Annotated in this window: 14 protein-coding genes; 10 read left to right on the top strand and 4 right to left on the bottom strand. The window is 62.3% G+C overall.

The window, feature by feature from the left end; genetic code table 11:
- Nucleotides 1–11: 11 nt before the first annotated feature.
- Together purE and GIW02_RS04060 are read right to left on the bottom strand one after the other, a co-directional pair.
- Nucleotides 12–503 carry a 5-(carboxyamino)imidazole ribonucleotide mutase gene (purE, locus tag GIW02_RS04065; RefSeq protein WP_003195648.1) on the bottom strand — a complete coding sequence of 164 codons (492 nt, stop codon included), beginning with the start codon at nucleotides 501–503 and terminating at the stop codon, nucleotides 12–14.
- A gap of 332 nt (nucleotides 504–835) precedes the next feature.
- A complete protein-coding gene (locus GIW02_RS04060; protein ID WP_236410466.1) occupies nucleotides 836–1,744 on the bottom strand; it encodes a LysR substrate-binding domain-containing protein in 909 nt (302 codons plus the stop codon).
- Nucleotides 1,745–1,926: 182 nt separating this feature from the next.
- On the opposite strand from GIW02_RS04060, the gene aspA reads away from it, so the two are divergent.
- The 7 genes from aspA (at nucleotide 1,927) to GIW02_RS04025 (ending at nucleotide 14,356) form a co-directional block, all read left to right on the top strand.
- On the top strand, nucleotides 1,927–3,351 hold the full coding sequence (aspA, locus tag GIW02_RS04055; protein WP_025854459.1) for an aspartate ammonia-lyase: 1,425 nt from the start codon (nucleotides 1,927–1,929) through the stop codon (nucleotides 3,349–3,351).
- 391 nt (nucleotides 3,352–3,742) lie between these two features.
- Nucleotides 3,743–5,194, top strand: a complete 1,452-nt coding sequence (locus tag GIW02_RS04050) for an alanine/glycine:cation symporter family protein (RefSeq protein WP_236410467.1) — start codon at nucleotides 3,743–3,745, stop codon at nucleotides 5,192–5,194.
- 77 nt (nucleotides 5,195–5,271) lie between these two features.
- Entirely contained in the window at nucleotides 5,272–6,249 is a 978-nt protein-coding gene (locus tag GIW02_RS04045; RefSeq protein WP_236410468.1) for an asparaginase, read from the top strand.
- A 50-nt stretch (nucleotides 6,250–6,299) separates the two neighbouring features.
- Nucleotides 6,300–7,292, top strand: coding sequence for an AraC family transcriptional regulator (locus GIW02_RS04040; protein ID WP_236410469.1), 993 nt, complete (start codon nucleotides 6,300–6,302; stop codon nucleotides 7,290–7,292).
- Between the two features lie 175 nt (nucleotides 7,293–7,467).
- Entirely contained in the window at nucleotides 7,468–8,502 is a 1,035-nt protein-coding gene (locus tag GIW02_RS04035) for a histone deacetylase family protein (RefSeq protein ID WP_236410470.1), read from the top strand.
- Nucleotides 8,499–9,590, top strand: a complete 1,092-nt coding sequence (locus GIW02_RS04030; protein ID WP_236410471.1) for a polyamine ABC transporter substrate-binding protein — start codon at nucleotides 8,499–8,501, stop codon at nucleotides 9,588–9,590. Before GIW02_RS04035 ends, GIW02_RS04030 begins: the two co-directional genes overlap by 4 nt.
- 125 nt (nucleotides 9,591–9,715) lie before the next feature.
- Nucleotides 9,716–14,356 carry a dermonecrotic toxin domain-containing protein gene (locus GIW02_RS04025; RefSeq protein ID WP_236410472.1) on the top strand — a complete coding sequence of 1,547 codons (4,641 nt, stop codon included), beginning with the start codon at nucleotides 9,716–9,718 and terminating at the stop codon, nucleotides 14,354–14,356.
- Nucleotides 14,357–14,362: 6 nt separating this feature from the next.
- Here the strand turns inward: GIW02_RS04025 and pdxR are convergent, their stop codons facing one another.
- Complete coding sequence (gene pdxR, locus GIW02_RS04020) at nucleotides 14,363–15,910, bottom strand: MocR-like pyridoxine biosynthesis transcription factor PdxR (RefSeq protein ID WP_236421779.1); 1,548 nt, start codon at nucleotides 15,908–15,910, stop codon at nucleotides 14,363–14,365.
- Between the two features lie 90 nt (nucleotides 15,911–16,000).
- On the opposite strand from pdxR, the gene GIW02_RS04015 reads away from it, so the two are divergent.
- From GIW02_RS04015 to GIW02_RS04005, 3 genes are read left to right on the top strand one after another with little or no spacing between them, the layout of a single operon-like run.
- A complete protein-coding gene (locus GIW02_RS04015) occupies nucleotides 16,001–16,639 on the top strand; it encodes an FMN-binding negative transcriptional regulator (RefSeq protein ID WP_236410474.1) in 639 nt (212 codons plus the stop codon).
- The gene (locus tag GIW02_RS04010; RefSeq protein WP_236410475.1) at nucleotides 16,636–17,082 is read left to right on the top strand and encodes a GNAT family N-acetyltransferase; all 447 of its coding nucleotides are present in this window, start codon (nucleotides 16,636–16,638) and stop codon (nucleotides 17,080–17,082) included. Before GIW02_RS04015 ends, GIW02_RS04010 begins: the two co-directional genes overlap by 4 nt.
- A gap of 10 nt (nucleotides 17,083–17,092) precedes the next feature.
- Nucleotides 17,093–17,761, top strand: coding sequence for a GNAT family N-acetyltransferase (locus GIW02_RS04005; protein WP_236410476.1), 669 nt, complete (start codon nucleotides 17,093–17,095; stop codon nucleotides 17,759–17,761).
- A 37-nt stretch (nucleotides 17,762–17,798) separates the two neighbouring features.
- Here the strand turns inward: GIW02_RS04005 and GIW02_RS04000 are convergent, their stop codons facing one another.
- On the bottom strand, nucleotides 17,799–18,695 hold the full coding sequence (locus tag GIW02_RS04000; RefSeq protein ID WP_236410477.1) for a homocysteine S-methyltransferase family protein: 897 nt from the start codon (nucleotides 18,693–18,695) through the stop codon (nucleotides 17,799–17,801).
- Nucleotides 18,696–18,793 lie beyond the last annotated feature (98 nt).

The following is an 18,793-nucleotide window of genomic DNA, read 5'->3' as shown; positions in this document are numbered from 1 at the left end:
CGTCAACAACCTCAGGCGATACGTGGGTCTGGATTGTCCAGCACGCTGTCTGTTTGCTCGGCACGGAATTTTTTCAGCACCGCGTGAAACTGCGGGTGCTTGGCGCCCAGGATGCTGGCGGACAGCAAGGCTGCGTTGATCGCGCCGGCCTTGCCGATCGCCAGGGTGGCCACCGGGATACCGGCCGGCATCTGCACGATGGACAACAGCGAATCCACGCCCGAGAGCATCGAAGACTGCACCGGCACACCGAGCACCGGCAGGTGGGTCTTGGCCGCACACATGCCCGGCAGGTGCGCTGCACCGCCGGCACCGGCGATGATCACCTCGATGCCACGGGATTCTGCTTCATCGGCATACTGGAACAGCAAATCCGGAGTGCGGTGGGCGGAGACCACTTTCACTTCGTAGGGAATGCCGAGTTTTTCCAGCATATCGGCGGTGTGGCTAAGGGTGGACCAATCGGACTTGGAGCCCATGATCACGCCAACCAATGCACTCATCGTCGTGCCTCTTCTCTCTGGGCGCCCGCAGGCGCGTCAAAAAACAACAAGCCACGCGGGAAATCCGGCGTGGCTTGTTGTACGAAATTTGGCCGGTTGGACCGGCCGAAGGCCGCGCAGTATACCGTAATAATCCAGATAAACAGCCCCTCGGATGACCATCTGTCCAGTGGCGCAAAGTGGCGGTTTTATTGACTTTCAAGTCAGTCCCACACACCGCAAAAACCGGTGGGAGGGGGCTTGCTCCCGATGACAGTGTGTCAGGCACTTATCTGTCACTGATACACCGCTATCGGGGGCAAGCCCCCTCCCACATTTGCCCGGTATTCGGCTCAGGTGGTTTGCGCCGCGCCACCTTCCAGCTTGCGCCACAACAACCGCACATTCGCCTTGCGCACCAAGGCGCAGCGATACAGGCGGATTTCCAGCGGCACATGCCATTGCGGGCCGCCGCAGACAACGAGTTCTCCGCGAGCGAGTTCGGCACGCACGCTCAATTGCGGCACCCAGGCAATGCCCAGGCCTTCCAACGCCATGCTCTTGAGGCTATCGGCCATGGCGGTTTCGTACACGGTGGTAAAGCGCAGCGCGCGCTGACGCAGCAGCAGGTGCACCGAACGGCCGAGGAACGCGCCAGCACTGTAGGCCAGCAACGGCACGCTGCCCTCGCCTTCCAGGTCGAACAGCGGGTTGCCATCGGCGTCGGCGGCGCACACCGGGAGCATTTCAGTGTTGCCCAGGTGCAGCGACGGGAAGATTTCCGCGTCCATCTGCATCGCTGCATCAGGGTCGTAGAACGCCAGCATCAGGTCGCAACCGCCTTCACGCAGGGCGTGCACGGCATCACCAACGTTGGTGGCCACCAGCCGTGTGGCGATGTTCAGGCCTTCGTTGCGCAGTTGCGCGATCCAGCGCGGGAAGAAACCCAGTGCCAGGGAGTGGGCGGCGGCCACTTGCATGACCTCGCCCTGCCCGCCTTCCAGGTGATGCAAATGGCGCAGCACTTCACCGAGCTGTTCGACCACCGTGCGTGCGGTGACCAGGAACAACTGCCCCGCCGCCGTCAGCTCCACCGGGGTGCGCGAGCGGTTGACCAGGGTCAGGCCCAGCGCGGCCTCCAGGCTGCGGATACGTCGGCTGAACGCCGGCTGAGTGACAAAGCGCCGTTCCGCCGCCTGGGAAAAGCTGCGGGTTGCCGCCAGGGCGCTGAAGTCTTCCAGCCATTTGCTCTCAAGGTTCATCACTGCCTCCCACGGGTACGCACCATTTTGGCACACACGCCCGCCATGATAGCCGGGTCACACTCACATTATGCCGTTTATGCATAGGCCAGTGTTTAACAGCATTGGCCCAAAAACTTCCACAAGCCTAGCATTCGCGGTGTTCCGGCCTGTTCCGGGTCCCTATCGAGATGATTTCCGTCATGTCCTCCGCTGCATCATTCCGTACCGAAAAAGACCTGCTTGGCGTACTTGAAGTACCGGCTCAAGCGTATTACGGCATCCAGACCCTGCGAGCGGTGAACAACTTCCGCCTCTCGGGCGTTCCGATTTCGCATTACCCGAAATTGGTGGTCGGTCTGGCAATGGTCAAGCAAGCGGCGGCTGACGCCAACCGCGAGTTGGGCCAGCTCAGCGAAGCCAAGCACGCTGCCATCAGCGAAGCCTGTGCCCGTCTGATCCGCGGCGATTTCCACGAAGAGTTCGTGGTGGACATGATTCAAGGCGGCGCTGGCACTTCAACCAACATGAATGCCAACGAAGTCATCGCCAACATCGCGTTGGAGGCCATGGGCCACAACAAGGGCGAGTACCAGTACCTGCACCCCAACAACGACGTGAACATGGCGCAGTCGACCAACGACGCCTACCCGACCGCGATCCGCCTGGGTCTGCTGTTGGGCCATGACGCGCTGCTGGCCAGCCTCGACAGCCTGATCCAGGCCTTCGCCGCCAAGGGCGTCGAGTTCAGCCACGTGCTGAAAATGGGCCGCACCCAACTGCAAGACGCCGTGCCGATGACCCTCGGCCAGGAATTCCGTGCCTTCGCCACTACCCTCGGTGAAGACCTGGCCCGCCTGAAAACCCTGGCGCCGGAGCTGCTGACCGAAGTCAACCTGGGCGGCACCGCCATCGGCACTGGCATCAACGCCGACCCGCGTTACCAGGCCCTGGCCGTACAACGCCTGGCCGTTATCAGCGGCCAGCCGGTTGTTCCTGCCGCCGACCTGATCGAAGCCACCTCCGACATGGGCGCCTTCGTGCTGTTCTCCGGCATGCTCAAGCGTACCGCGGTGAAACTGTCGAAGATCTGCAACGACCTGCGCCTGCTGTCCAGCGGCCCACGCACCGGCATCAACGAGATCAACCTGCCAGCGCGCCAGCCAGGCAGCTCGATCATGCCCGGCAAGGTCAACCCGGTAATCCCCGAAGCCGTGAACCAAGTGGCGTTCCAAGTCATCGGCAACGACCTGGCCCTGACCATGGCGGCCGAAGGCGGCCAGCTGCAACTGAACGTGATGGAACCGCTGATCGCCTTCAAGATCTTCGACTCGATCCGCCTGCTGCAACGCGCCATGGACATGCTGCGCGAACACTGCATCGTCGGCATCACCGCCAACGAAGCGCGCTGCCGCGAACTGGTGGAGCATTCCATCGGCCTGGTCACCGCGCTGAACCCCTACATCGGCTATGAAAACGCCACCCGCATCGCGCGTATCGCCCTTGAAAGCGGTCGCGGCGTGCTGGAACTGGTGCGCGAAGAAGGCTTGCTCGACGACGCCATGCTCGACGACATCCTGCGCCCCGAAAACATGATCGCTCCACGCTTGGTCCCGTTGAAGGCCTAAGCGTTTGTTGCACCGCTCACCAGGTTGAGGGACTAGACACCTCTCACCTTTTGAGGGCCTGAAGGCTCGTTCTTCAGGCCCTTTTTTTTGCCTCAAGGTTGTGAAATGAAGCCCATAAAAAATCCAATATCGCCCTGCAAATCCGACTTTCCCTATTCAGCCCGGCTGAAACCTTTAATCGCCCCGTGCAGACGGATGATGCTCGCCTAGGTATAGTGCCGCCCCTCTTCGCGTCAGAGATCGTCGGTAACGAGGTCCTGGAGAGCGCGAAACCGCATGAATAACAACACCCGCAAAAGGATTGGGGTCGAACGTCGTGCACTGCCTGGTGCTGAGCGACACGTCGAACCGTCCTGCGTTTGCCATTAGAAAAATCAGCGAGGAACACTCCATGCTCGAAGTCATCAACGACTTCCTCTCAGGGAAAGTACTGATCGTGCTCATTGTCGGGCTCGGCGGTTATTTCACGATCCGCTCGCGTTTCGTGCAGTTGCGCCACTTTTTCCACATGTTCTCGGTGTTTAAAGACAGCCTCAAGAGCAGCTCCGGCCAACTCAGCTCGTTCCAGGCGCTGATGCTCAGCCTGGCCGGCCGCGTCGGCGCCGGTAACATCGCAGGCGTCGGCATTGCCGTGACCCTGGGTGGCCCGGGTGCCGTGTTCTGGATGTGGGTCACCGCGCTGGTGGGCATGTCGTCGAGCTTTATCGAGTGCTCCCTCGGCCAGCTGTACAAGCGCACCGACGTCGAAGGCACCTACCGTGGCGGCCCGGCCTACTATATTCAGCACGGCTTGCAGAAGCGTTGGCTGGGTATGGTCATGGCGTTCCTGTTGCTGGTGACCTTCGGTTTTGCCTTCAACGGCCTGCAAGCACACGCCGTGACGCACTCGCTGAACAACGCGTTTGGCCTGGACACCACCTACACCGGCCTGGCCCTGGCCGTGTTGCTGGGCCTGGTGTTCATCGGCGGGATCAAGCGCATCGCCTCGATCGCCGACCTGCTGGTGCCGGTCAAGACCCTGGTGTACATCGCCGTGACCCTGTACGTGATCGTGCTGCAATTCGACCACGTACCCGCCATGCTCGCGACCATCGTCAAGAGCGCCTTCGGCCTCGACCAAGCCTTCGGTGGCCTGGTGGGCAGCGCGATCATCATGGGTGTAAAACGCGGCGTGTTCGCCAACGAAGCCGGCCTGGGCAGTGCGCCTAACGTGGCGGCAGTGGCCTCGGTAGAACACCCGATCGCCCAAGGCGTGGTTCAGGCGTTCAGCGTGTTCCTCGACACCTTCGTGATCTGCACCTGCACCGCACTGCTGATCCTGCTCTCCGGTTTCTACACCCCAGGCTTTGAAGGCGACGGCATTGCCCTGACCCAGAACTCCCTGGCGGCGGTGGTCGGTGACTGGGGCCGCATGTTCATCTCGGTGGCCCTGGCGTTGTTCGTGTTCACCTCGATCATGTACAACTACTACCTCGGTGAGAGCAACCTGCGCTTCCTGGTCGGTAACAATCGCAAGGTGCTGATGGGCTATCGCGCCCTGGTACTGGTGTTGATTTTCTGGGGTTCCATCGAGAACCTTGGCACCGTGTTCGCCTTCGCCGACATCACCATGACCATGCTCGCGTTCGTCAACCTGTTCGCCCTGGCGTTCCTGTTCAAGATCGCCATGCGCATCCTGAACGACTACGACAACCAGCGCGCGGCGGGCATCAAGACCCCGGTGTTCGACTCCAGCCAGTTCCCCGACCTGGACCTGGACCGCAAGGCCTGGCCGGCCAACCCGGTGAAGCCTGAGCCAGCGGCTCAAGCATCGGCTGAACTGGGCGCGCAAACGCAACGCTGAATGTAGATAGATGACACGCCGCCCGGCCTTGGGCATGCTCTGGGCCCGGCGGCGTTTTTCGTTCAGGAGATTTTTCGATGCAACCAGCTAACAATGTGATGGTGCTCTATACCGGCGGCACCATCGGCATGCAGGCCAGTGCCAACGGCCTGGCCCCGGCATCCGGTTTCGAAGCCCGCATGCGCGCACAGCTTGCCGACGCGCAAGTACCCGCCTGGCGCTTTCGCGAAATGGCGCCACTGATCGACAGCGCCAACATGACCCCGGCCTACTGGCAGCGCCTGCGCACTGCCGTGGTCGACGCCGTGGACGAGGGCTGCGACGCCGTATTGATCCTGCACGGCACCGACACCCTGGCCTACAGCGCGGCGGCCATGAGTTTCCAGTTGCTGGGCCTGCCGGCGCCGGTGGTGTTTACCGGCTCCATGCTGCCGGCGGGTGTGCCGGACAGCGACGCCTGGGAAAACGTCAGCGGTGCGCTGGCAGCCTTGGGCGACGGCCTCGCGCCGGGCGTGCACCTGTATTTTCACGGTGCACTGATGGCGCCGACCCGTTGCGCGAAAATCCGCAGCTTTGGTCGCCATCCGTTTGCCGCGCTGCAACGCAACGGCGGCGTGGCCAAGGCGAGCAACGTCCCGGCAACCCTGGATTACCGTCACGCCAAGGCCCTGGCGAATGTCGGCGTGCTGCCGCTGGTACCGGGCATTGCCGCCGTGCAACTGGACGCGCTGGTCGACAGCGGCATCCAGGCCTTGGTGCTGGAATGCTTCGGCAGCGGCACCGGGCCCAGCGACAACCCGGCGTTCCTGGCCAGCCTGCAACGCGCCCAGGACAAGGGTGTGGTCGTGGTGGCAATCACTCAATGCCATGAAGGCGGCGTGGAGCTGGATGTCTACGAAGCCGGCAGCCGCTTGCGTGGCGTGGGCGTGCTGTCGGGCGGCGGGATGACCCGTGAAGCGCTGTTCGGCAAGCTCAACGCGCTGCTCGGCGCGGGCCTGGCTAACGCTGAGGTACGGCGCCTGGTCGAACTCGACCTGTGCGGCGAACTGAGCTGACCGGCATATAACTTGCTCCACTTCCAGCCACCCCCTGGCTGGAAGTGTCCATGCTGCATTCCCACCTCACCACCCTCAACGCGGTCTCCCTGGTACTTGGCACCTTCAAGGAACGGGGCCTGCCCGGCGACACCTTGCTGGCCGGCAGCGGCATCTGCGCGGCAGACCTGAGCCGCGCCGACACGCGCATTACCACCCGCCAGGAGATGCACGTGTGCGCCAATGCCGTGGCGTTGCAACGGGATATCGGCCTGGAACTGGGCCGGCGCATGCACGTTTCGTCCTACGGCATGCTCGGCTATGCCCTGCTCACCAGTGCCACCTTAGGTGACGCTTTGCGCCTGGCCCTGCGGTATCCGGCGCTGCTGGGAACACTTTTCGAGCTGAGCCTGGTCGAGGACGGCGAGCGGATCTGGTTCAGCGCCAGTGATTATCGCGAGAACCCGACCCTGGAAACCTTCAATGTCGAGTTTTGCCTGGTGTCGCTGAAAGTCATCTGCGACGACCTGCTCGGCCAGCCGCTGCCGCTGCTTGGCGCCCGCTTTGAGCACGATGCGCCGGACTACCAAGCGCGCTACCGCGAACGCTTCGACTGCCCCTTGCAGTTTCAGGCCAGCACCAATGCCTTTGCCTTCGACCAGCACTGGTTGAATCAGCCGTTACCCCTGGCCGACGCCGTAACCCACCAGGCCATGGCCGAGCGGTGCCGCAAACAGAACCTTGAGTTCACCGGGCGCCAAGCCTGGCTGGGGCGGGTCCGCCAAGTGCTTGCCAGCCAACTGCAGGCCGCGCCAGGCCTTGAAGGGCTGGCGCGGCAGCTGAACTGCTCGGCACGCACCTTGCGCCGCCACCTGCACGACCAGGGCTGCAGCTATCAGGAACTGCTCGACGAGCTACGCTTCGAGCGGGCCAAACAGTTGCTGGGGGAGGATGAGTGGCCGATCTATCGGATAGCGGAAGCGCTGGGGTTCAGCGAAACCGCGAGCTTCCGCCATGCCTTCGTACGCTGGAGCGGCGTGGCGCCGAGCCAGTTTCGCGCGTGATACAGGCAAGAATGCCCCCCACCTGTGGCGAGCGGGCTTGCTTGCACATAAATGGGGCGAATTGCGGACAGATACTTTGGCCATATTTATCCCCTTTTGGCCGCTCCTGCCATTCTCATAAACCCCGCCCACCGCAAGACTGAATGCACCGACACAGCCTGCGGAAAACAACAAAATGCTGACGATCTACTCGGACGATCACCACCTGCACCACGGCCGCTGCGAATTGATGGACGGGCAATTGATGCCCTGCTTTGAAATGCCCTCGCGCGCCGACCATGTGCTGCAACGGGTCAAGGACCGTGACCTAGGCCCGGTGCAAGCGCCCCAGGACTTTGGCCTGGCGCCGCTGCAACGTATCCACAGCACTGACTACCTCGAGTTCTTCAAAGGTGCGTGGGCACGCTGGACCGAATTTGGCCAGGACGGCGACTTGCTGCCCTACACCTGGCCCGCCCGCACCCTGCGCCGCGTATTGCCCACCAGCCTGCATGGCCAACTCGGCTATTACAGCTTCGACGGCGGCGCGCCAATTACCGCCGGCACCTGGCAAGCCGCATATAGCGCGGCCCAGGTCGCCCTCACCGCGCAACAGGCGATCCAGCAAGGTGCCCACAGTGCCTTCGCCCTGTGCCGACCGCCCGGGCACCATGCCGCCAGCGACTTGATGGGCGGTTATTGCTACCTCAACAACGCGGCGATCGCCGCCCAGACGTTTCTCGATCAAGGCCACCAGAAAGTCGCGATCCTTGACGTGGATTACCACCACGGCAACGGCACTCAATCGATTTTCTACGCGCGCAGCGATGTGCTGTTCACCTCGATCCACGGCCACCCGGAAGCTGAGTTTCCGTTTTTCCTGGGCTATGCCGATGAGCTGGGCGAAGGTGCGGGGGCGGGCTTCAACTTCAACTACCCGTTGCCCGCAGGCTCCGGCTGGGAGACCTGGAGTGCCGCGCTGGAACAGGCCTGCAGCGAAATCGAGAGTTACGGCGCCGACGTCATCGTGGTCTCCCTCGGGGTGGACACCTTCAAGGACGACCCGATCTCACAGTTCAAACTCGACAGCCCGGATTACCTGGCCATGGGTGCGCGTATCGCCCGCCTGGGCAAACCGACGCTGTTTGTGATGGAAGGCGGTTACGCGGTGGAAGAAATCGGCATCAATGCCGTCAACGTGCTTGAAGGTTTCGAGGAAGCAGCCCAATGAACATGCTCAAGTCTCTCGTGCTCTGCGCCGCGGTGTTGAGCAGCGCCGCGCACGCCGAAGAAAAGACCCTGCGGGTCTATAACTGGTTCGACTACATCACCCCCAAGGCGCTGGACGATTTCAAGGCGCAGAACCCCAAGGTCAAACTGGTCTACGACATCTTCGACACCAATGAAGCCTTGGAGGCCAAGCTGCTCACGGGCAACTCCGGCTATGACGTGGTAGTGCCGTCCAATGTGTTCCTCGCCAAACAGATCGAAGCCGGCGTGTTCCAGGCGCTGGACCGCAGCCAGTTGCCGAACTGGAACCACCTCGACCCCAAGCTGATGAAGCTGATCGAAGCCAACGACCCGGGCAATAAATTCGCCGTGCCGTACATGTACGGCACCATCCTGATCGGCTTCAACCCCGACAAGGTCAAGGCTGCGCTCGGCGCCGATGCACCGGTGGACAGCTGGGACCTGATCTTCAAGGAAGAGAACATCAGCAAACTCAAGCAGTGCGGCGTGGCCTTGCTGGATTCGCCGTCGGAAATCCTGCCCCTGGCCCTGCAACACCTGGGCCTGGACCCCAACAGCAGCAACCCCAAGGACTATGAAAAAGCCGGGGCGTTGCTGATGAAGATCCGCCCCTACATCACCTACTTCCACTCGTCCAAGTACATGGCCGATATTGCCAACGGTGACATCTGCGTGGCCGTGGGCTATTCCGGCAGCTTCTCGCAAGCCGCCAACCGTGCCAAAGAGGCCAAGAACGGCGTGACGGTGGACATGCGCCTGCCCAAAGAGGGCGCGCCGATCTGGTTCGACATGCTCGCGATTCCCAAGGGCGCGAAAAACCCCGCGGATGCCTACACCTTTATCAACTACCTGCTGCAGCCCGGGGTGATCGCGCCGATCAGCGACTTTGTCGGCTACCCCAACCCCAACAAGGACGCGACCAGCCTGGTCGACCCGGCGATCCGCAACAACCCCAACCTGTACCCCACCGAGGCGGCCATGGCTACGCTCTACACCTTGAAACCGCTGGGCCGGGATGCCGAACGCGCCCGCACCCGCGCGTGGACCAAGATCAAATCAGGAACCTGACACACCTGCGGCGAGGGCGCTTGCTCCCTCGCCACAACTTCAACAGTTAACTACCACCTTGCACCCGGCAGGCATCGCTACTTTCTGGCAATCAAACCGCCTTTTTGCCAGCAAGGAACGCCGCCATGCCTCACCCCTCCACCGAGCAGGAAGCCCTCAATGGCAACGCCCTGCTCACCCAGCTGACCACCGGGCCCTCCCTTCGCGAGGTCGCCGCGAACGTTTTGCGCCCGGCGCTGAAGGAGCTGTACCCCGAACTGGACATCGACCCCGACCTGGCCATTGTCGTCTCGCCACACTGGCTGATCATCGACGACCTTGTGGTGCCCGGCGTGCCTCATCACGAATCGCTCGCCGGCGCACTCGCCCGGCGCGCCGTTTCCAAAGAACCCGTGGTCTACATCGACGGCAAGCACTACCTGACCGACCGCGCCAGCGTCGGCACGGACATCCACCTACCCGTGCGCATCGACGCCATCGCCCGCCTGATCAATGAGTCTGCCCCGCTGCTGTTCGTCGCGTATCAGGAACAGCAACTGGAATTCTGGAACCAGACCAATGGACCCCGCGGCACCCGCTGGCAGGCCTTCGCCAATGCCTTGCGCGCCGTCTGGGATATCAAGGAGTCGGTAGGCTGGGGCGAGGATGAACGCGCCATGGCGAAGAATGTGTTCCTGTACCCGGACTACGCCGTACGCCTGCCCAATGACACCTACCGCACCCATGCCTACCTGATCGACATCGATATCGACAAAGGCACACGCACCGAGCACCTCAACCTTGCCGCACTCGCCGTGCTGGTCGGCACCCACGACCAGCACACGATGATCCTCACGTACTCGATTGCCGGCGGGTATCAACAGTTCGATAGCCTGGACGACCTGGGCAAGTCGCTGGCCCTGCAAACCGTCAACCCCAATGACAAGGCGCTGCAGTGGCGGCTCTATGAGCCCCAGGGGGATTTTTTCGAGTATCAGGCCTGCGCCCTTATCGGCCTGCAACTCGATGCCATTGGCAGAATCAACCTGGCCCGTTCGCCCCAGCCGACCCAAGACGATATCCCCGAGCGCGGGCAACTGGAGTTCGGGCAGTTGTCGTCGGACGACAGGGAAAAACTGGAAAAAGTCAGCGACGCCATACCCGACTGGTTGAAAGGCGCCAGCTCTACCGAGCTGTCCCGCTATAGCCGCCACCTGTTCGACATCGCGACCCTCAATAGCCGCACCGGCAATAAAACCTATCAGGATGATATTCCGCTGATTGGCGATTACGCCCTTCAGGCCCTCGCAGACGCCATGGCCAAGGCCTTGACGGCCACCCAGAAAACCGACCTGGGCCTGGTAGCGACGGGCACTCAGCTCAGCCAGCAACTGATGCTCAAGCTTAAATACGTACAAATCACCGTGACCAGCCAGGTCGTCTGGGGGCTATTCACCGCCCCAGGCCTGACCAGCACCGTCACCTTCAGTCTCGAAGAACTGGCCTTGCAAAACCTGATCGCTTTGCCACTGGGCAACAAGGTTGCACAGTACAAAGATGGCCGCAGCCTGCCGACCTGGATGAGCGTGACGTACCTGCAAGACCTGATCACTCAAGCGAATATCGGCGAGCAGTACCCCAAGCTGGTTAAAACCACCCTGCTCGACGATCCAGCGCAATCGCAGCTCAGGCAAACCCTCTATACCGATCAGTTACGCCTGCAGTTGCCGTTGCTGGGGCTGCAATACAAGATTCGCCAGCAGTTTGGCGTTGATGAACAAGGCTACCGCTATGTCTGTGCGGCCATGGCACGCGACCCCAACCAGCGCCGCGTGGACGGCTACACCGTGGTCATTCGACCCCTGGCGTTTATCCCTACCCGTCGTACAAGTCAGGCCGCCGACCAGGTTGCCAATATGTTCGTCATCGGCCCGCAGAACCAGGCCGACGGCCCGTGCCTGCTGTATCGCCCCCAATCATCTGCGCAGTTGATGCAGTTCGCCTCGCCACACAACCTGATTTACGCCATCAAACAAAACACCGAACTGCGCGAGTCAGTGCTGGCCTGGCTGCCCGACACCGTGCGGTCCGACTACGCACAATTTGTCTTTCCCAGCACCCTGCTGGCCTCACCCAGCACGCTCTCCACGCTACTGGTAGAGCCATGGCTGGCGTTGACCATGACGGGGCCGGTCATTCTCGGCAACCAGACCCTTCACGAAGACGATCTGGCGTCACTGTTCATCGCCAACGCGAAAGCGCTGGTGGACCTGGCCGACAAGCAGTCAGTGTCGAACGCCGAAGCGCGCTGGGAAAGTTTCAAACGGGCCGGCTGGATGATCTTCAATGCTGCCTTGCCCTTTTTGGGCAAAACCGTCGGCACTGCGGCCTGGATCGGCCAACTGATCACTGACGTGCAGGAAGCCATCGACGCCAGCGAAGGTGGCGACAGCGAGGCCAAATGGTCAGCGTTGACCGATATATTTCTCAACCTGGGTATGGCCCTGGCGCTGCACCTGGCCAGCCGCCAATCGCCGGCTGCACATGCGGAAAAAGTCGTGGAGAGCCGCCAGGAAACGCCCCCCTCGACCCAGCAGCCAAGCGAACTGCCCACCCTTCAACTACCCGGGATCCAGACACCCGAACTGCCCGCCGGCCACGAGCCTTCGCTGCACACCCTGGGTGCCCTGACCCGCAGCCCCTCGAGCCTGAAAAAGACCCTCGACAGCTTCAGCGTGACCCGCCCTGAAGCGCTGGGCGCGCAGCATACCCAGCCTGGCTCGCATCAGCACCTCTACCCGCTCGACGACCAATGGTATGCCCCCGTGGGCGAACGCTGGTTCAAGGTGCAAGTGGACGAAAACGATACCGTGATGATCGTCGACGCCAAACAGCCGGAGCGCCAGGGCCCGGTCCTGGTCAACAACCGCGCGGGCCAATGGTTTATCGACACACGCCTGCGCCTGCGCGGCGCCGGGTTTCGTAGCCGGATGAAGAGAGGCCAGCGGCTCAGGCCCGCCACGATTACCGGCCTGCGTGAACAACTGGAGGCCTTCGACCGCCAGGAAGCACAGCACAGTGCCGCCTTGACGGCCGCCCGTTCGGTCAGCCGGGCGGCACCGCCAAGCACTTCCGCCAGCGCCCTCACAACATTTCTCGCCACGCTGGAAAAACGACGGGGGGACTACGACACGGTGATCGCCCAACTCAATTCCTTGAACCTGATCGACGTCGTGCCGGAGTATTCGTCCCGCTTGCTCGGCTATCTGAAGAATCAGTTACTCGTTACAAAAGCCGGTATCGACGAACAAGTGACGGTCTTCCAAAAAGACCTTGCCGCCGCCGGACAGCATATGGACAGTGACCCGCAAGAGGTCTTTGCCCGTCGGCGCATGGCCGACTGCGCCCAGAACTTGATCACCCAGCTGGAATACCTTCATTCGCGCTTCAAACTCCTCAAGGACCTCGGCGCCGAGGGTGCGGAACTGGAACTCGAAATCCGCAAAGACCTGCCCTCGTTTGACGTGGACGAATTGAAAGGCCTGCGTATTTCCCTGGCTCGCACCCTGTGTCTTCAGGAAAACAGCACGGCGGACATGACCGAGGCCCGCCAAAGGGTCAACGACATTGTTCAGGCGGCCCAACTCAGCGTCCAGAGTTGCCGGGAGCTGGTGGAAAGGCGGTCGGCGCCCGACCTGGACGCCTACATCGAGACGCTGGACGAAGTCGCCGATCAATTTACCGTGGTCAACCAGAACCTGCTGGACCTGCCCGGCGAATACCCCGAGCTGATCGTCAGGGATTCGGTGGAGGAGTTGCGCAAGCAGATCGACGAATACGCCCAACGGGCCATGCGCTCGCTGAACAACGCGCTACGGGAACGCAAGGCCCTCGATGCCAAGGCCGAAGCAGCGGCAACGAGCGCATCCACCTCATTCCAGAAAAAGGTCATCCGAACGCGCTTCAAGGGTGTGGTGGTCGGTGAACCTCGTACGGATGACCCAAGCCTGGTGGACGTCAGGGCACCCCTTACCCACGAGATCATTGCCACTTTTCACAAAAAAGCCTCAGGCGACTGGGTAGAACACACTCGCCCGTCCCCATCCGCGGGTCGCCAACCCACCGTGAGCCTGGCCAAGAGCATCGTAAACGCCCAGGCATTGCTGGACGATGTCACGGGTTTTATCGAGCGCACCACCGCACAAGCCGACCAGCTTCACCGGCTGCCGGTGGAGATCGAAGAAAAATTCGAGCGGCAGGCGCGCACCCTGGAGCAGGCCAGACAAGTCGTCGAACGGGCCGCCAACGCCACGAACGAAACCGACGATACCAACGCCCAGGCGCTGATCCGGCAACTTGGCGAGGCCGTGAAAAAGCTCTACCGCACAGGCCGGCGCGTCAGGCTCGACATGTTCAAGAACCGTCTGCCCAAGGCAGCCCATTTGGAACTGCTATTCGCCGAGGGTGAAGTGAGCATTCATGCAGTAGGTACTCGCCGCCGGCTCAAAGGCCCCAAGAAAGACTTCATGCAGGAATACGAGGTGCGCGACCAGAAAACCAGGCGAGCGCTGTGGTATGCGCATTTTCACTACTCAAGCCTGAATGCGCCCAACGAGGCCTATACCACCGCCCATTTGAAAACGCAGGAGCAACGTCGGCTGGGGGGCGCTTTCGAAGAGTATGAAGGGATGTCGGAACAGCTACGCCGAGCCATCTATCGCGCCAAAATCGGCCCGCACCTAGCCCGCACGCTGTTTTTGAGCAAGGCGCCCGCGCTGGCCACCTGAGGCCGGTTATTGCCAGGCCTGACGCAACCGCGCCAGGGCCTGGCTGATCTGCGCCTCGGGCACGGCGGCAAAGCCGAGCACCAGGCCTGCACGCTGGTCCACCGGGGCGCAGGAGTCAGGCAGCCAATAGTGACTCAACCCGTTGATTTCCACCCCAACGCTCGCGGCTTTGGCGATCAATGCCTGCTCGCGCGCCACCCCTTGCGCCGGGATCGTCAGGTGCAGCCCCGCCGCGACGGCGGGCACACTGCCCACCCCCTCGACACCCTGTGGCCATTCGGCCAGCAAGGCATTACGCCGGCTCAAGGCGGCGCGCCGCATGCGCCTAACATGCCGCTGAAAATGCCCGGCGGCCATGAACTCGGCCATCACCGCCTGGGTACTGACCTCGGAATGGCGCACGTCCACCGCCCGGCGCCGCGCGAAGGCCTGCACCAGCCCTGCGGGCAGCACCAGATAGCCCAGGCGCAAGGCCGGGAACGCCACCTTGCCAAACGTGCCGACGTAGAGCACTCGCCCGCTGCGGTCCAGGGCTGCCAGCGGCGCCAGGGGGGCGCCGCTGTAACGGTATTCACCGTCGTAGTCGTCCTCGATGATCCAGCCACCGGTGCGCTCGGCCCAGGCCAACAACTCCAGGCGTCGCGCCAGGCTCATGACCACGCCCATGGGGTATTGGTGAGAAGGCGTGACATAGGCCAGGCGGCATTGCTCGATGGCATTGAGCGCCGCGCAATCGATGCCTTCGCTGTCCACCGCCACGCCGTGCAGGCGCCCCCCGGCAACCGCGAAAGCGTGGCCTGCGGCGCGATACCCCGGATTTTCAATCGCCACGCCGTCGCCGGGCGTCACCAGCAACTGTGCACAAAGGCTGATTGCCTGTTGCGCGCCACTGGTGATCACTATTTGCTCAGCGGTGCATTGCAGGCCACGCGAGCTGCGCAGGTACGCAGCGATCAGGCCACGCAAGCGCTCATCACCCGCCGGGTCGCCATAGCACAGTTGCTGCAGGTCCGGCTTGCGCCAGAAAGCCGCATTCAGCTTGGCCCACACGTCGAAAGGGAACAGATCGAACGCCGGCACTCCTACCCGAAAAGCGCGGGGAGGCCCCGTCGGCGGCAGCGGCAAGTGGTTGTTTTCCACTCGCCCCAAGGCTGCGCTGTGGATAACTTGACTGGAGGAAATGACCGGCGAATCCAACCAATTTGTGGATAACCCTGGGGATAAGCCTGTTGAAAACCCTGTGGATACTTTTGTGGATAGTTTTTTTGCCGCCTCAGGCGTTTGCGGTAATTGCGCCACGTAGGTGCCATCCCCCACCCGCCCTTCGATAAACCCCTCGGCATACAGCTGGTCATAGGCGCGCACCACGCTGTTACGGGAGATCGACAACGCCGCTGCCAAGTCGCGGCTGGCCGGTAGCCGCGTGCCACTGACCAGCCGCCCATCCAGCACACGCTGGCGCAAGGCCTGGTACAGCTGGCGCGTCAGGCCGTAGCGGCGGTCCAGCTCGATACCGGCAGGGTTGAACGACAGCGGTGGCTCGATCGGCGGCATCGGATTGGACCCATGAAATTGGCTGTAGATGGCTCTTACAACGAACCATTAGCCTGCCTAGGATGAAGGTATTCGCCAAGGAAAATCTTTATGTACACACCCCGCGCCTTTGCTCTCGACGATTTACCCGAACTGCAGCAACTGATACACCACACGCGCTTGGCGCAGTTGGTGACGTTTGGCGAGCAAGGCCTGGTGGCCAGCCATTTGCCGTTGCTGCTCAACCCCGATGAAGGCCCCAACGGCACCCTGTACGGGCACCTGGCCAAGGCCAATCGCCAATGGCAGGACCTGCAGAATGGCAGTGAGGCGCTGGTGATTTTTGCCGGGGCCGAGGCTTACATCAGCCCGGCGTTCTACCCGGCCAAGGCCGAGCACGGCAAAGTGGTGCCAACCTGGAATTACCTGGCAGTGCACGCCTATGGCCAGCCGCAGGTGTTCACCGACGCCGAGCGCCTGCTCACGCTGGTCAGCGCCCTCACCGACCGCCACGAAGGCGGCCGTACCCAACCGTGGAAAGTCAGCGACGCCCCCGCCGACTACATTGACGGCATGCTCAAGGCCATCGTCGGCTTTGCCTTGCCCATCGAGCGCCTGATCGGCAAACGCAAACTCAGCCAGAACCGCAGCGCTCAAGACATTGCCGGCGTGCGCGAAGGCCTGGCGGCCAGCACTGACGTGCGCGACCAGACCCTTGCACGCTTTATTCCCCAAGGAGTTTCAGAATGAGCCAGATCGACATCCGCGCAGTCACCGCCGCCGACCACGTCGCCTGGTTGCCGCTGTGGCAGGCGTACTTGAAGTTCTACAACACCGAGTTGCCCGACGCCGTGAGCCAAAGCACCTGGCAGCGCCTGATCGACGCCAGCGAGCCGACCCATTCGGCGCTGGCCTGGCAGGATGGCAAGGCGGTGGGCATGGTCAATTTCATCTACCACCGCTCCAACTGGAGCATCGAAAATTCCTGCTACTTACAGGACCTGCTGGTGGACCCGGCCCAACGCGGTACGGGCGTCGGCCGCAAGCTGATCGAATTCGTCTACAGCACCGCCAAGGCTGACGGCTGCTGCAAGGTCCACTGGTTAACCCACGAGACCAACGCCACCGCGATCCAGCTGTATGAGCGCATCGCCGAACGCCCAGGTTTCATCCAATTTCGCAAAGGTCTTTAAGGAGCGCAGCATGCCCACTTCCCTCGCCGACTGGAAAGGCGCCCCGGCGCCCACGGTCCAACTGCTTGAAGGGCGCTTTATCCGCCTGGAAAAACTCGACCCAGCCCGCCACGCCGATCAACTCTGGCAAGCCCTCGAGGGCCCCGGCGCCGACCCCAAGCTGTGGGACTATTTGCCCTACGGCCCGTTTACCGAACGCGCCGCATTCGATGCCTGGCTCAACAACCACGCCGCGAGCAGCGATCCGTATTTTTTCAGCGTGATCGACCGTGCCAGTGGCCAGGTACAGGGCATCCTCAGCCTGATGTCCATCGTGCCGGCCCAGGGCCGTATCGAAATCGGCCACGTGACCTTCGGCGCACCGATGCAACGCTCACCGAAAAGCACCGAAGCGGTGTACCTGCTGGCCAAGCACGCGTTCGACCTGGGCTACCGCCGCCTGGAGTGGAAGTGCAACAACGGCAACGCCCGCTCCAAATACGCAGCCGAGCGGTTGGGTTTCAGTTTTGAAGGGGTGTTCCGCCAGCACATGGTGGTCAAGGGGCAGAACCGCGACACCGCGTGGTATTCGATTCTGGATGGGGAATGGCCTGCGATTGGCGCGGGGTTTGAGGCGTGGTTGTCCGAGGCGAACCAGGCCGGTTCAGGCCAACTGAAAACACTGACTGAGTGCCGATAAGAAACCCGCTCCCACAGGGGGGTATGGGTCGATTCAGCTACGCCAGCTTCTGGGCCAGCACCGCAATGTGCTCCGGCCCGATCCCGCAGCAACCGCCCAGATGGCTGGCCCCGCGCGCCTGCCAATCGGCCGCCCAGTGCAGGTAGCCGGGCGGGTCGAGGTCTTCGCGCAAAGGGTCGAGGCCGTCGTTGGCCGTGGCTTCCTTGGGCTGTGGCGGGAAGGCGTTGGCGTAGGCGCCGATCTGGATCGTCACACCCAGGCGTTCGAAGGTCTGGCGCGCGGTGTCGATGGCCGCGCCAATCACCTCGGGCTGGCTGCAGTTGAACAGCAGCACCTGCACGCCCAGCAGCGCCGCCGCTTGGGCCGCGTCAGCTACCGGTTCGCCGGAGCGCAGGCGGGGTGTTTCATCGGTGTCTTCATCCTTGAGGGTAAACGAGAGCCAGAACGGCTTGCCATCCGCCGGCAGCCCGGCGTGGATGGCCTGCGCCTCGGCAATCGAACTCTGGGTTTCCGCCAGCCACAGGTCGACGTGGGGCGCCAGGCCCTGCACCAGCGGCGTCAGCAGTTCAGACACACGCTGCGGCTCGAACAGGTCCGGGCGATACGACCCAAACAGCGGCGGCAGTGAGCCCGCCACACGCACGCGCTTGCCGGAGGCGTCCACCGCCCTGCGCGCCAACTCCCCCGCCAACGCCGCCAGGGCCTGCCCTTCGGCGGCAAACCGCGCTTCGCCGATATGAAAAGGCACCACCGCGTAGCTGTTGCTGGTGATCACATTGGCACCGCTCTGGATATAAGCCGCGTGCACCGCCTCCACCGCTTGCGGGGCTTCACTCAAGGCCAGCGCCGACCACTCCGGCTGCCGGAACGGCGCACCACGGCGTTGCAGTTCGCGGCCCATGCCACCATCGAGGATTACTGTTTCTGCGCCCATATGCCTTTTACTCATAAGCTTATGAAAATAACTCACTATGAGAGTCGTTCTTATAACTATTTAATACGTTCAATTTCCTACATATCAACTCTTTTTTA

It is taken from the genome of Pseudomonas syringae (genome assembly GCF_021606685.1).
In the GTDB taxonomy this organism is placed as follows: Bacteria; Pseudomonadota; Gammaproteobacteria; order Pseudomonadales; family Pseudomonadaceae; genus Aquipseudomonas; species Aquipseudomonas syringae_R.
Note: the sequence above shows the minus strand (reverse complement) of the source record. Positions and strands in the feature narration are given on the sequence as shown.

What these genes read in the sequence shown, in the direction of transcription:
- GIW02_RS04030 (WP_236410471.1), top strand. Translation starts at nt 8,499, where the DNA reads ATGAACATGCTCAAGTCTCTCGTGCTCTGCGCCGCGGTGTTGAGCAGC.
- pdxR (WP_236421779.1), bottom strand. Translation starts at nt 15,910, where the DNA reads ATGCCGCCGATCGAGCCACCGCTGTCGTTCAACCCTGCCGGTATCGAG.
- GIW02_RS04060 (WP_236410466.1), bottom strand. Translation starts at nt 1,744, where the DNA reads ATGAACCTTGAGAGCAAATGGCTGGAAGACTTCAGCGCCCTGGCGGCA.
- purE (WP_003195648.1), bottom strand. Translation starts at nt 503, where the DNA reads ATGAGTGCATTGGTTGGCGTGATCATGGGCTCCAAGTCCGATTGGTCC.
- GIW02_RS04040 (WP_236410469.1), top strand. Translation starts at nt 6,300, where the DNA reads ATGCTGCATTCCCACCTCACCACCCTCAACGCGGTCTCCCTGGTACTT.
- aspA (WP_025854459.1), top strand. Translation starts at nt 1,927, where the DNA reads ATGTCCTCCGCTGCATCATTCCGTACCGAAAAAGACCTGCTTGGCGTA.
- GIW02_RS04010 (WP_236410475.1), top strand. Translation starts at nt 16,636, where the DNA reads ATGAGCCAGATCGACATCCGCGCAGTCACCGCCGCCGACCACGTCGCC.
- GIW02_RS04005 (WP_236410476.1), top strand. Translation starts at nt 17,093, where the DNA reads ATGCCCACTTCCCTCGCCGACTGGAAAGGCGCCCCGGCGCCCACGGTC.
- GIW02_RS04035 (WP_236410470.1), top strand. Translation starts at nt 7,468, where the DNA reads ATGCTGACGATCTACTCGGACGATCACCACCTGCACCACGGCCGCTGC.
- GIW02_RS04045 (WP_236410468.1), top strand. Translation starts at nt 5,272, where the DNA reads ATGCAACCAGCTAACAATGTGATGGTGCTCTATACCGGCGGCACCATC.
- GIW02_RS04015 (WP_236410474.1), top strand. Translation starts at nt 16,001, where the DNA reads ATGTACACACCCCGCGCCTTTGCTCTCGACGATTTACCCGAACTGCAG.
- GIW02_RS04000 (WP_236410477.1), bottom strand. Translation starts at nt 18,695, where the DNA reads ATGGGCGCAGAAACAGTAATCCTCGATGGTGGCATGGGCCGCGAACTG.
- GIW02_RS04025 (WP_236410472.1), top strand. Translation starts at nt 9,716, where the DNA reads ATGCCTCACCCCTCCACCGAGCAGGAAGCCCTCAATGGCAACGCCCTG.
- GIW02_RS04050 (WP_236410467.1), top strand. Translation starts at nt 3,743, where the DNA reads ATGCTCGAAGTCATCAACGACTTCCTCTCAGGGAAAGTACTGATCGTG.